The sequence below is a fragment of the Aureibaculum flavum genome (genome assembly GCF_016406085.1).
Classification (GTDB): Bacteria; Bacteroidota; Bacteroidia; order Flavobacteriales; family Flavobacteriaceae; genus Aureibaculum; species Aureibaculum flavum.
This window is the reverse complement of record NZ_JAEHFJ010000006.1, coordinates 118734-130933: the sequence shown is the minus strand read 5'-3', so window position 1 is coordinate 130933 and position 12200 is coordinate 118734. Positions and strand designations below refer to the sequence as shown.

Genomic DNA, 12200 nt, shown 5'->3' with positions numbered 1-12200 from the left:
TTTTTGTTCTATATGTTTTCTTTTAAGATATGAGAATAAGTCACTTATACTTAAAGTATATTATTTCTAATATTAAAACATCTCACGTCCAGCAAAATGAAAAGCACCTTCAATAGCTGCATTTTCATCGCTATCACTTCCGTGAACAGCGTTTTCGCTAATAGATGTAGCGAATAATTTTCTAATTGTACCTTCAGCTGCGTCTTCTGGGTTTGTGGCTCCAATTAACGCTCTAAAATCATCAACAGCATTAGATTTTTCTAAAATAGCTGCAACAATAGGTCCGCGTGTCATATATTCAACTAACTCGCCAAAAAATGGTCTTTCATTATGAACCGCATAAAATGCTTTCGCATCATTTTCCGTCATTTGAGTTAATTTCATGGCTACGATTCTAAATCCTGCAGCATTTATTTTTTCTAAAATAGCTCCAATATTACCTTTTTCAATTGAATCAGGCTTAAGCATTGTAAAAGTTCTGTTTGTTGTCATTTTTAAATTTTCTTTTATTGAAATGCAAAAGTAATCGTTTTATTAAAAAAAACGAATTCATTTTAACTTTTTGTTTTAATACTAAAGGATAAAAAATATTAAAATATTGTATATTCGCGAGCAATGAATACGAAAGATATACAAGAAGTAAAGGAGTTGTTATCTACTCCTAAAAAAATAGTTATTGTCTCACATAGAAATCCAGATGGTGACGCATATGGCTCTAGTTTAGCTTTATACCATTATTTATTAATAGGAAATCATGAAGTTAAAGTAGTTTCTCCAAATGATTGTCCAGACTTTTTAAAGTGGTTGCCAAATCAGGATAAAATAATTGTATTTGATGAAAATGTTGAAGAAGGTACAAAACTCTTAGAGGAAGCTGACATTGTTTTTACGCTAGACTTTAATGCACTGCATAGGGTAGGGCATCAAATGGAGCATGTTTTAGAACGAATTAGTCCCATATACATAATGATAGATCATCATGAACAACCAGATGATTACGCCAAGTATATGTACTCAGATGCTTCTATAGCCTCTACTTGTGAAATGATTTATCATTTTATGGATAAAGTAGATGCGTTAGAAAGTATTGATAAAGATATTGCCAGTTGTATTTATACGGGAATTCTTACTGATACAGGCTCGTTTAAATATCAAGCGACTTCAAGTACAACGCACCGAATTATAGCCAATTTGATGGATGTAGGTATTGATCATACAAAAATACATAACCGTTTATATGATACAAACACCTATAGTCGTTTACAATTACTAGGTACAGCATTAAGTAATTTAAAGGTAATGCATGAATATAGAACGGCATTTATTACCATTTCTCAGCAGGAACTCAATAGTAAGAATTTCAAAAAAGGAGATACAGAAGGTTTTGTAAATTATGGATTGTCTGTTGCAGGTATTGTTTTTGCCGTTATATTTATTGAAGATCAAAAGCAAGGTATTATTAAAATGTCTTTACGATCCAAAGGAAAATTTTCTGTAAATGAATTTGCTCGTAATCATTTTAACGGTGGCGGTCATTTAAATGCTGCAGGTGGTAGAAGCGAAATTCCTTTGCAAGATACAGTGAAACACTTTATGGAACTTTTACCAGATTATAAAAATGAATTAGAAAATTCTTATGAATACTAAAATTAAAAATATTTTAACCATTGGGTTTAGCATAAGTTTACTTGCTTTAATAATTTCATGTACAACTCCACAACCCAGAAAACCAGTTGTCCAAAAAACATCTTCTTTTTTAGAGGAGTCAATTGAGCGAAATAAAATTATCAACAAAGTAGAAGAAGAGGCGTTAATTGCATTAATGCAATCTGACACTACAAAAGAATATATTACTTCTGAAAAAGGGTTTTGGTATTACTACAATATAAAAAATACTGAAATAATCGATTTACCAAAAACTGGAGATGAAGTAGTTTTCACCTACGAAATTAAAGATGTAAATAATAAAACGATTTATACCAAAGAAGAATTAGGTGAGAAGAATTATCTTGTCGACAAGCAGGAACTTATTACAGGTTTACAAGATGGAATTAAACTAATGAAAGAAGGTGAGACGGTTACTTTTTTATTTCCATCTCATAAAGCATATGGGTACTCTGGATATCAAAAAATTAATTCTAACCAACCGTTACAGTACACGGTTACTTTAACTAAAGTTCTTAAAAATAAGTAAAATGAGAATAGCTAAGATTTTTTTTCTCGTAGTTATAGTTGTTATTTCTTCCTGTAAATCAAACAACTATACTGATTTGGAAAAGGGATTGTATGCAGATATTCAAACTGATAAAGGCTCCATTTTAGTGCAATTGGAATATAAAAAAGTACCAATTACGGTGTCAAATTTTGTTTCCTTAGCGGAAGGAACGAATCCATATGTAGCTAAAAGATTTAGGAATAAGCATTTTTATGAAGGATTATTATTCCATAGGGTTGTTAAAGACTATATAATTCAAGGAGGCGATCCTCAAGGAACGGGTGCTGGAGGGCCAGGTTATCAATTTGAAGATGAGTTTCCTTTAGATGACAATGGCGAGCTAATTCTAACACATAGTAAAAAAGGAATTTTATCCATGGCCAATGCTGGTTTTGATACCAACGGGAGTCAGTTTTTTATTACCTTAAAAGATGCTCCAAATTTAGATGGCGTACACTCCGTTTTTGGAAATGTTGTAGAAGGTGCACAAGTATTAGATTCTATTGCTAAGGATGATGTAATAAACAAAGTTCAAATTATTAGAATAGGAAATGAATCAAAGAAGTTTAATGCACCAAAAATATTTGGTGACTATTTTAAGAAATTAGAAAAAGAAGCTGAAATAAAAGAAGAAATGGCCAAAACGGCTAAAACTAATTTTTTAAAGCAAAAAGAAACCTTTGAGGCAAACGCGGATAGTTTGCACTCAGGACTAAAAATTTATTTTATACATAAAGGAGAAGGAGCAAAACCTAAATTAGGTACTGCGGTTAATGTTTATTATTCAGGTTATTTTAATTCGGGAGAGCTTTTTACTACAAATAATAAAGAAATAGCTGAACTTTATTTAAAATACGATCCTAAAGTAGAAGCAAGAGGTGGTTATAATCCTAAAAAAATGGATTATAGTCCAGATGCGGAACTAATACATGGATTTAAGGAAGGTTTACAAAAAATGAATATTGAAGATAAAGTAATGCTTTTTATTCCCTCTCATTTAGCCTATGGAACTCAAGGGCGTGGGCCGATACCACCAGATACAGATTTAATATTTGAATTAGAAATTGTAGAATAATTACAATTTTATTTGATTGATTCGATAGGCCATTACAGCCAATAACCGGGAATATTTGATAGGTCTACTATTGTCTAATTTGCCATACTTTTTTTAGCAGGAACAACTCTTATTTAGCGATACTTACTTTCTCGATTACCATAAATTCACCTATACTTACAATCTTAATTAATATTTTGTACCTACTTATGACTTTTAGTAATAAGAGGGAATTGTTGTAGATTTAAAATAATATTTTGATAAAAGTGCAACACTACTTTTTTTTCATCGTATTTAATATGAGTTTAAGAAATAATTGAACAAATAGAAATAGCCAATAGCTATAATGAATCAAACCAAATTCTTGCATAGAGATCTAATTATTAAATGCAAAAAAAACAATTGTAAAGCACAGATGAAAGTTTATGATTTGTATTGTGATGCAATGTTTAAAACAGCATTTAATTTTATGAAAGATAAAGCGTTGGCAGAAGATATGATGCAGGAATCTTTTATAAAAGCTTTTCAAAAATTAAATCAATTTAATGAAAGTGTTGCCTTTGGAGCTTGGTTAAAAAAAATTGTAATCAACCAATGTTTAGATTACTTAAAAAGGAGAAAACTGACAATTGTTGAAATAAATGAAAATCATTTACAATTATCAGATGAGGATAATTGGAAGGTTCAAAGTTCCATTTCTATAGATCAAGTTTATTATGCGATTGAACAATTGGCTGAAAATTATAAAATTACCTTAAAGCTATTTTTATTAGAAGGTTATGATCATCAAGAAATTGCTCAAATACTAAATATAACTGAAGTAGCATCACGATCACAATTATTTAGAGCAAAAAATAAATTAAAGGAAATGCTAAAACAAAAAAACTATGCTTAAAGATATAAAAGAAATCATAAAAGAAAATGAAGGTGAAAAGCTAGAAATGTTATCTAATCATAGACAACGTTTTGAAAACAGGTTGCAAAAACAACAACCTAAAAAAAGGAAAAATTATTTGTTTCTAAAAATAGCCGCATCCATTTTGGTATTGATAAGTGCTGGATATTTTTTAATTGGAAATAATGACATTCAAACAGAGGTAATTGATGAAAAAATCGACCTCGCCGCTATATCTCCAGAATTAAAACAAATAGAAAATAACTATGAAACGGCAATCAATTATGAATTACTCGGAATTGAAGTCACTGACGATAATAAAGAAATACTAGATAGTTATTTAGAAAAAGTATCAGTGTTGTCAGATGATTATAAAGTGTTGAGCAAAAAGCTAATTACTGACGATATTAATGAAAACATCGTAAATGCATTAATAAATAATTTACAATTAAGGTTGCAACTTCTATTGGAATTAAAAGATAAACTCAAAGAAATTAAATCAAATAAAACAATTCAAAATGAAGACAACACTATATAAAATATTAGGGTTACTACTAATGCTTAGTACAACCATTGGTGCTCAAAACCATCGAAGAACATACAACGAAGACTTTAATACAAACAAAGATGTTATAATTGACGTAAATACAAGAAATACTGATGTGAAAATTGAAACATGGAGTAAAAACAAAGTAAGTATTGAAGCCATTATAGAAGTAGAAGGTGCGGAAGATGAAAAAGCAGAAAGAACCTTAGATAATTGGATATTCAATGCAGTTGGAAATAAAAGTGAAGTGGAAATTTCCTCAAAATCGAATGGCGGAGCAAATTACTTTTTTTCATCTGATAATATTAATAGTAATAACAGAATTATTGTGAAAGGAAGGTTCAATGAAGACTATGATTATAATTTCCCTGAGGTAAACTTAGATAATCTAATAGAATTAAATAATGATATTATGGTTTTTCCAGAATCGCCTGAATTACCTGTAGTGTTAGATTTTGATTTTCATTTTCAGGAGAAGTTGCCCAAATTTGATTATAAAAAATATAAAGAGGACAAAGGCTATTTAAAAGAATGGCAAAAAGAAATGGAAAAAAAATTAGAAAAAAATAAAGTAAATTGGGAAAAAGATGCTGAAAATACAAAAGAACATTCAGCAGTATTAAAGGTTGAACTGGAAAAAATGGCAGAGCAACAAAAGAAACATGTAGAACAACGTAAAGAGTTGATAAAAAAGCAAATTGAACTTAGAAAACAACAAGCTAAAGAAAGAAAAGATCAAGTTGTTATTAATGGTAAATTGCGAGTAAATGTAGCTGAAGCTAATGAAAAAAGAAATATTATAATTGGTGTTTTAGGAGACAGAGAAAAAGTAAAAGTAAAAAGAACGATAATTATTAAGGCTCCAAAGGATGCGAAATTCAAAATGAATGTAAAATATGGCACGTTAAGTTTCTTAAACTAGTTTTTAAATTACTAACTCATTTGAACCACTAAATTTCATAAATTTAGTGGTTTTTTAGTACACAGTGGCAGGTCAGAAATAAACAGATTTTTACAAACTCAATAAATTTTTGAGGATAGTTTTATTTTTTTATTTAGGAGATGCCTAAGCATCAGCCCACAAGAAATGAATAAAAATAGGATCAAAAGAATTGGTTTTAATTTTTGTCTATTTCTAACCTGCCACTATTTAAAATGTTGTTACCTTTAGAGCTTCTAAAAAAGAGCATATTTTATGGAGTTGTATAAACAACAAAAAGTAAAGATTTATAATTCACTTTCTAATCAGAAAGAGGATTTTGTTTCAATAAACGAAGGTTATATTGGTATGTATGTTTGCGGACCTACGGTATATAGCAATGTGCATTTAGGTAATGTTAGAACCTTTATGTCTTTCGATTTAGTATATCGTTATTTTAAACATTTAGGGTATAAAGTTCGTTATGTAAGAAATATTACGGATGCTGGGCATTTAGAAAATGATGCTGATGTTGGTGAAGATAGAATTGCAAAAAAAGCACGTCTGGAAGAGATTGAGCCTATGGAAGTTGTTCAGCGTTACACTGTTGATTTTCATAATGTATTGAGAAAATTCAATTTATTACCACCAAATATTGAACCGACCGCTACGGGGCATATCATTGAACAGATAGAGATTATAAAAAGTATAATTGATAATGGCTTAGCATACGAAGTGAATGGTTCTGTATATTTTGATGTTTTAAAGTATAATGAGAAAGAACATTATGGTATCTTAAGTGGAAGAAATATTGAAGATGCCATTCATAACACCCGTGTTTTAGATGGACAGTCTGAAAAGAGAAACCCTCAAGATTTTGCCTTGTGGAAAAAGGCTCAACCAGAGCATATTATGCGTTGGCCTTCTCCATGGAGTGATGGCTTTCCCGGATGGCATTTAGAATGTACCGCTATGAGTACAAAGTATTTGGGCGAACAATTTGATATTCATGGAGGAGGAATGGATTTAAAGTTCCCACATCATGAATGTGAAATAGCACAAGCTCAAGCTCACAATAATATAACTCCTGTTAAGTATTGGATGCATGGAAATATGTTGATTTTGAATGGCAAAAAAATGGCAAAATCAACCGGTAATTATATCTTACCTGAAGAAATAATTACCGGTAATAATGCTATTTTAAGTAAGCCTTTTCCTGCTACTGTAGCACGCTTTTTTATGTTACAAGCACATTATAGAAGTATCTTAGATTTTTCAAATGACGCTTTAGTGGCATCTGAAAAAGGGTATTATCGTTTAATGAATGCAGTTAATTTATTAGATAATATACAAGAAAGTAATGCGTCTTCAATAGATATTTCTGAATGGATTCAGAGTTGTTATAATGCCATGAATGACGATTTTAATAGTCCCATTTTAATCGCAAATTTATTTGAAGGTGTAAAAACTATAAATTTGTTAGTGGAGAAAAAAGAGACTTTATCATCTAATGATTTAAAAACATTTAAGGCTACTTTTAATACATTTATTTTTGATGTCTTAGGTCTAGAAAATGTTACTTCAACGGATAGTTCAGAAAAATTGAGTAATGTTGTAGAATTATTGATTGATATGCGTAATGAAGCTCGGATTAATAAAGATTGGGCATTGTCTGATCAAATAAGAGATCAATTGGCAGCTGCTGGTGTCCAGTTAAAGGATGGAAAAGACGGAACAACTTTTGCAATTTAAATAGTATCAGATTAAAAAAATACTTACATATCCGTTTATTTTACTTGTTAGGTTTTATCAAACTGTCATTTCACCTTATACACCGGCAAGTTGTAGATTTACACCAACGTGCTCTCATTATACAGTGGAGGCTTTGCAAAAACATGGACTTTTTAAAGGAGGATGGTTATCAATAAAGAGAATATTTAGTTGCCATCCATGGGGTAGAAGTGGTTATGATCCGGTGCCAGATAAGAAAGAGAAATAAGGTTAAAAACAAAAAAGATAAGTCAGTTATGGCTTATCTTTTAGCTGTTTGTTTGAACATTTTTCATACGCTATTAGAAATTGTAGTGTCTATAGTTAGTCCAAAGTGTTTTTTTTCTAATTTTAGTAGAAGGTAAAAGTGTATTTATTCCTGATTCAGTTATTGTTTTGCTTATTGTGTTCATAATTTATAGTTTTTAAAGGTTAGTTTTTTTTTCTATCTGTAGCGTCTGTTGTTATTCCAAACTCGGCTAGAAGTATTTCCAATTGTTAATTTTGTTCGATTTTTTGTAGTTTTCATAATTGTTGTTTTTAGATTTAATTTTTTTATTAGCTATAGCGTCTGTTGTTATTCCAAACTCGGCTAGAAGTGTTTCCAAAAGTTAATTTTGTTCGATTTTTTGTAGTTTTCATAATTGTTGTTTTTAAATTTAATTTTTCTTGTTTTTCTATCCCAAACTTCAGGACTCATTTTATAAATTTTATATTCATTTATACTTAGTAGACGAGATAATTAATATTTTGTTACAGTACTATGCAATAAATAGTACTGTTTTATGGATTATTTACTGTTTTACTACAAGTTTCATTCTTTTGAGTTAGGGTTAAGTATTTGTAGTACAGTAGTTTAAAAGTAAATAAGTGAAATAGGAAGTAAATCTAAAAAAAAATAGAAAAAATTAAAAAAAAGACTATTTATCCAATTTCGAATACGAGTTGAAGAAGATTTTACGGTAAAAATTGATATTAAACGAGATGTTTTTAATGAAATTTAATGATGTTGTTTTCTGTACTTTTGAGAGAGTTCAAAAACACATTGTAATATCCTTTGATCTTGTTCCGTATATATGACATGCTTTCTAAGCATTACCATTTTTGCTACGTCATTAACTCTATTCATTCTATACTCAGTAAAACCAGAGGCACCACCCCATGAAAAAGAAGGAATAAAGTTTCTAGGGAAATTACTACCATATACATTGGCACTAACACCAACTACCGTACCCGTATTAAACATCGTATTAATTCCACATTTAGAATGGTCGCCCATCATTAAGCCACAAAATTGTAAACCTGTGCTTTCAAAGCGATCAGTTTCATAATCCCATAATTTAACGTGTGCATAATTATTTTTTAAATTTGAATTGTTAGTATCCGCACCTAGATTACACCACTCCCCAATTACAGAATTGCCTAAATAACCGTCGTGACCTTTACTTGAATATCCAAAAATAACCACATTACTTAATTCACCGCCCACTTTACTAAACGGACCCAAAGTGGTAGCTCCATAAACCTTTGTTCCCATTTTTATAACGGCATTATTGCACAGAGCCAATGGTCCTCTTACTGTAGAGCCCTCCCAAATACTAGCATCTTTTCCAATATATATAGGGCCGCTTGATGCGTTTAACGTAACAAAATTTATTTCTACACCTTCTTCAAGAAAAATATTTTCTTTATTAATACAATTTACGGTGTCAGGTATAGGCTCTGATTTTCTACCATTAGTAACGAGGTGAAAATCACTTTGAATTGCTTTTTCATTCAATGAAAAAATATCACTTACACATTTTAATTGAAGCAATTCTTCATTATAGATAATGGCTTCATAAGCATCAAAATCAACTTCTTCTTGCGTTTCAGTTGTAAAAAAGGCAACAATTTCATCCTTATAATAGATTGCCTGATTTTCTTGTAATGTTTGTACCATTTCAACCAATTGTTCGGTAGGTAAAAATGAAGCATTTAGCATTACATTTGTTTCCATTTCAACCATTGGATATTTTTCTTCTAAATAGTCTTCGGTTAATGTGGTGGTCGTCAGACCTAAGTGTTTTTCCCATTTTTCTCTAATGGTTAAAATACCAATTCTAATATCGGCAACGGGTCGTGTATAGGTAAATGGCAATAAATTGTTGCGTACATTTCCGTCAAATAAGATGTAGTTCATTGAGTTCTATTATTTTGCAATAATAGAACTAATTAATAAATATATTATTGTTAAGGTAAAATAATATGTTAGTTAGATTACTTATATTTGAAGAACTGACTTAAATTCTTTGCATTATAGCGAACTATTTAAGTCAATTTAATGAAAATCAATCATCATATATGCAAATAAAAAAATCACCCAAAGAGTTTGATGTAATTATTGTAGGGTCTGGTGCTGGAGGAGGAATGGCGACAAAAATACTATCAGAAGCAGGTCTAAATATAGCGGTTGTTGAGGCAGGTCCACATTTTGATCCGGCAGATGCAGAACAAAAGAATCAACTAAAGTGGCCCTATGAATCACCGCGAAGAGGAGCAGGGACTACAAGAGCTTTTGGTGAATTTGATGCCGCTTATGGTGGATGGGAAATTGAAGGAGAACCTTACACTAGAAAAAATGGAACTGAATTTGAATGGTTTCGGTCTAGGATGTTAGGTGGAAGAACCAATCATTGGGGACGCATATCTTTACGATTCGGTCCTTTAGATTTTAAACGAAGAAGTCATGATGGTTTAGGTGATGACTGGCCGATTTCATATGAAGATGTAAAACCATATTATGATAAGGTTGATAAATTAATTGGTGTCTTTGGCAGTAAAGAAGGTATTGCGAATGAGCCAGATGGATTTTTCTTGCCAGCTCCGAAACCTAGATTGCATGAAATGTATTATAAAAAGGGTGCCGAAAAAATGGGTATTCCTGTTATTCCCTCAAGACTTTCTATTCTTACCAAAAAAATAAATGAAGATAGAGGAATCTGTTTTTACTGCAGCCAATGTAGCCGAAGTTGTAGTGTTTATGCCGATTTTTCATCGGGATCATGTCTTATTTTTCCAGCTCAAAAATCGGGTGGACAAATAACCTTGTTTACAGATGCTATGGTTAGAGAAGTGGTTACAAATGATAGTGGTAAAGCTACGGGCGTCATTTATATCGATAAAAAAGATAGAAAGGAATATCAACTTAATGCTAAAATAGTTGTTTTAGCAGCTTCTGCATGTAGTACAGCAAGAATTTTATTGAATTCAAAAAGTAAAACACATCAAAATGGCTTAGGTAATAGTAGCGGAATGGTAGGTAAATACCTTCATGATTCTACTGGGGCTGACCGTGTGGGCTTTGTGCCAGAATTAATGAATAGAAAAATATATAATGAAGATGGCGTTGGTGGTTTACATGTATATTCACCTTGGTGGGGTAATGATAAAAAGTTAGATTTTCCGAGAGGGTATCATGTTGAAGTTTGGGGAGGTTTAGGTATGCCATCATATGGATTTGGTTTCAACGCCAACAATCTTAATGAATATATTGGAGGAGAAATAGGGGGTTATGGCAATGCCTTACGCGATGATGTTAAACGTTTTTACGGCTCAATTGTCGGCATGGCGGGTAGAGGAGAATGTATTGCACGAGAAGATAATTATTGTGAAATTGATCCTGATATGGTAGATGAATGGGGTATACCCGTTTTACGATTTAATTATACTTGGTCGCAACACGAAAAGTTACAGGCCAAACATATGGTTGAAACTTTTGATGAGATTATAGATGGAATGGGAGGGAAAGTGATTAGTGGAGAAAGACCTGGTGCAGATAGAGATTATGGCTTATTAAAACCGGGTCAGATTATTCACGAAGTAGGTACAACCCGTATGGGGAATGATCCTAAAAAATCAGTGACCAATAAATATATGCAATTGCATGATGTTGATAATGTTTTTATAGTTGATGGCGGACCCTTTGTTTCACAGGCAGATAAAAATCCAACATGGACCATTTTAGCTTTATCATGGAGAACATGTGATTATATAGTTGATCAATTAAATAAACAAAATATATAGTATGATGAACAGAAGAGATACTATTAAGTCGTTATTACTGGGTTCTGTTGCTGTAGGATTAACCGTACAAGGCTGTGCTCCTAAAGCAGATAGTACATCAGTTGCATTACCTGAAGCGGAGAATACACCTTTCTACGGACGTACTCCAAAAGAGAAAGCTAGAGATAAAAGGCTTCATGAAGAAGTATTTTTTAATGAACACGAGTTAGAAACTGTAGCTGTTATTTGTGATATCATTTTGCCAAAGAATGATGATTTTGGATCTGCAACCGATGCGAATGTACCGGGATTTATTGAATTCATAATGAAAGACATGCCGTATCATCAAGTACCTATACGAGGAGGTATCATGTGGCTAGATAGTTATAGCAATAAAAAAAATGGAAAGGAATTCAAATTGTGTTCAACTGAGGAACAACTCGCCATTTGCGATTTAATTGCCTATCCCAAAAAAACAAAGCCGGAACATAAACAAGGAGAAAAATTCTTTACCAGTATGCGAAATTTAACCCTAACGGGATACTACACTACTGAAATGGGAATAAAAGACTTAGGCTATAAAGGAAATACGCCAAATGTTTGGGATGGTGTTCCTGAGGATGTGTTAAAGGCACATGGGTTTGAATATGATGCCGAATGGTTGGCAAAATGTGTTGATCAATCTAAACGAGGTGAATTAGCCAAATGGGATGCTGATGGTAATTTAATTAGTTAGAGCTTAACATAAACAATACA

General features: G+C 31.6%; 12 protein-coding genes. 10 read left to right on the top strand and 2 right to left on the bottom strand.

Going from position 1 to position 12200, the window contains the following annotated elements:
- Positions 1-72: 72 nt before the first annotated feature.
- A complete protein-coding gene (locus JBL43_RS13465; protein ID WP_198841934.1) occupies positions 73-492 on the bottom strand; it encodes a nucleoside-diphosphate kinase in 420 nt (139 codons plus the stop codon).
- 123 nt (positions 493-615) lie between these two features.
- Between JBL43_RS13465 and JBL43_RS13460 the strand changes: the two genes are divergently transcribed.
- From JBL43_RS13460 to yidD, 8 genes are all read left to right on the top strand, one after another.
- Positions 616-1647: a DHH family phosphoesterase gene (locus JBL43_RS13460; protein ID WP_198841933.1), complete on the top strand. Its 1032-nt coding sequence runs from the start codon at positions 616-618 to the stop codon at positions 1645-1647.
- Entirely contained in the window at positions 1637-2194 is a 558-nt protein-coding gene (gene gldI, locus JBL43_RS13455; RefSeq protein WP_198841932.1) for a gliding motility-associated peptidyl-prolyl isomerase GldI, read from the top strand. The genes JBL43_RS13460 and gldI overlap by 11 nt, the downstream gene beginning before the upstream one ends.
- Position 2195: 1 nt before the next feature.
- Positions 2196-3290 (top strand): peptidylprolyl isomerase, encoded by a 1095-nt coding sequence (locus JBL43_RS13450; protein ID WP_198841931.1) that lies wholly within the window; start codon positions 2196-2198, stop codon positions 3288-3290.
- A gap of 394 nt (positions 3291-3684) precedes the next feature.
- Positions 3685-4164, top strand: coding sequence for an RNA polymerase sigma factor (locus JBL43_RS13445; protein WP_233098779.1), 480 nt, complete (start codon positions 3685-3687; stop codon positions 4162-4164).
- On the top strand, positions 4157-4702 hold the full coding sequence (locus tag JBL43_RS13440) for a ribosome small subunit-dependent GTPase A (RefSeq protein ID WP_198841929.1): 546 nt from the start codon (positions 4157-4159) through the stop codon (positions 4700-4702). The genes JBL43_RS13445 and JBL43_RS13440 overlap by 8 nt, the downstream gene beginning before the upstream one ends.
- The gene (locus tag JBL43_RS13435) at positions 4683-5633 is read left to right on the top strand and encodes a hypothetical protein (RefSeq protein ID WP_198841928.1); all 951 of its coding nucleotides are present in this window, start codon (positions 4683-4685) and stop codon (positions 5631-5633) included. The genes JBL43_RS13440 and JBL43_RS13435 overlap by 20 nt, the downstream gene beginning before the upstream one ends.
- 273 nt (positions 5634-5906) lie before the next feature.
- Positions 5907-7382 carry a cysteine--tRNA ligase gene (gene cysS / locus JBL43_RS13430; RefSeq protein WP_198841927.1) on the top strand — a complete coding sequence of 492 codons (1476 nt, stop codon included), beginning with the start codon at positions 5907-5909 and terminating at the stop codon, positions 7380-7382.
- A 10-nt stretch (positions 7383-7392) separates the two neighbouring features.
- Positions 7393-7629, top strand: a complete 237-nt coding sequence (yidD, locus tag JBL43_RS13425) for a membrane protein insertion efficiency factor YidD (protein ID WP_198842022.1) — start codon at positions 7393-7395, stop codon at positions 7627-7629.
- A 771-nt stretch (positions 7630-8400) separates the two neighbouring features.
- Here the strand turns inward: yidD and JBL43_RS13420 are convergent.
- A complete protein-coding gene (locus JBL43_RS13420) occupies positions 8401-9582 on the bottom strand; it encodes a GlmU family protein (protein WP_198841926.1) in 1182 nt (393 codons plus the stop codon).
- A 161-nt stretch (positions 9583-9743) separates the two neighbouring features.
- On the opposite strand from JBL43_RS13420, the gene JBL43_RS13415 reads away from it, so the two are divergent.
- Together JBL43_RS13415 and JBL43_RS13410 are read left to right on the top strand one after the other, a co-directional pair.
- Entirely contained in the window at positions 9744-11465 is a 1722-nt protein-coding gene (locus JBL43_RS13415) for a GMC family oxidoreductase (protein WP_198841925.1), read from the top strand.
- Position 11466: 1 nt separating this feature from the next.
- Positions 11467-12180 (top strand): gluconate 2-dehydrogenase subunit 3 family protein, encoded by a 714-nt coding sequence (locus tag JBL43_RS13410; protein ID WP_233098778.1) that lies wholly within the window; start codon positions 11467-11469, stop codon positions 12178-12180.
- Positions 12181-12200: the final 20 nt, after the last annotated feature.

Bases quoted from the DNA above. Each gene is read 5' to 3' on its own strand.
- JBL43_RS13465 (WP_198841934.1), bottom strand. From the start codon at position 492: ATGACAACAAACAGAACTTTTACAATGCTTAAGCCTGATTCAATTGAA.
- JBL43_RS13460 (WP_198841933.1), top strand. From the start codon at position 616: ATGAATACGAAAGATATACAAGAAGTAAAGGAGTTGTTATCTACTCCT.
- gldI (WP_198841932.1), top strand. From the start codon at position 1,637: ATGAATACTAAAATTAAAAATATTTTAACCATTGGGTTTAGCATAAGT.
- JBL43_RS13450 (WP_198841931.1), top strand. From the start codon at position 2,196: ATGAGAATAGCTAAGATTTTTTTTCTCGTAGTTATAGTTGTTATTTCT.
- JBL43_RS13445 (WP_233098779.1), top strand. From the start codon at position 3,685: ATGAAAGTTTATGATTTGTATTGTGATGCAATGTTTAAAACAGCATTT.
- JBL43_RS13440 (WP_198841929.1), top strand. From the start codon at position 4,157: ATGCTTAAAGATATAAAAGAAATCATAAAAGAAAATGAAGGTGAAAAG.
- JBL43_RS13435 (WP_198841928.1), top strand. From the start codon at position 4,683: ATGAAGACAACACTATATAAAATATTAGGGTTACTACTAATGCTTAGT.
- cysS (WP_198841927.1), top strand. From the start codon at position 5,907: ATGGAGTTGTATAAACAACAAAAAGTAAAGATTTATAATTCACTTTCT.
- JBL43_RS13420 (WP_198841926.1), bottom strand. From the start codon at position 9,582: ATGAACTACATCTTATTTGACGGAAATGTACGCAACAATTTATTGCCA.
- JBL43_RS13415 (WP_198841925.1), top strand. From the start codon at position 9,744: ATGCAAATAAAAAAATCACCCAAAGAGTTTGATGTAATTATTGTAGGG.
- JBL43_RS13410 (WP_233098778.1), top strand. From the start codon at position 11,467: ATGATGAACAGAAGAGATACTATTAAGTCGTTATTACTGGGTTCTGTT.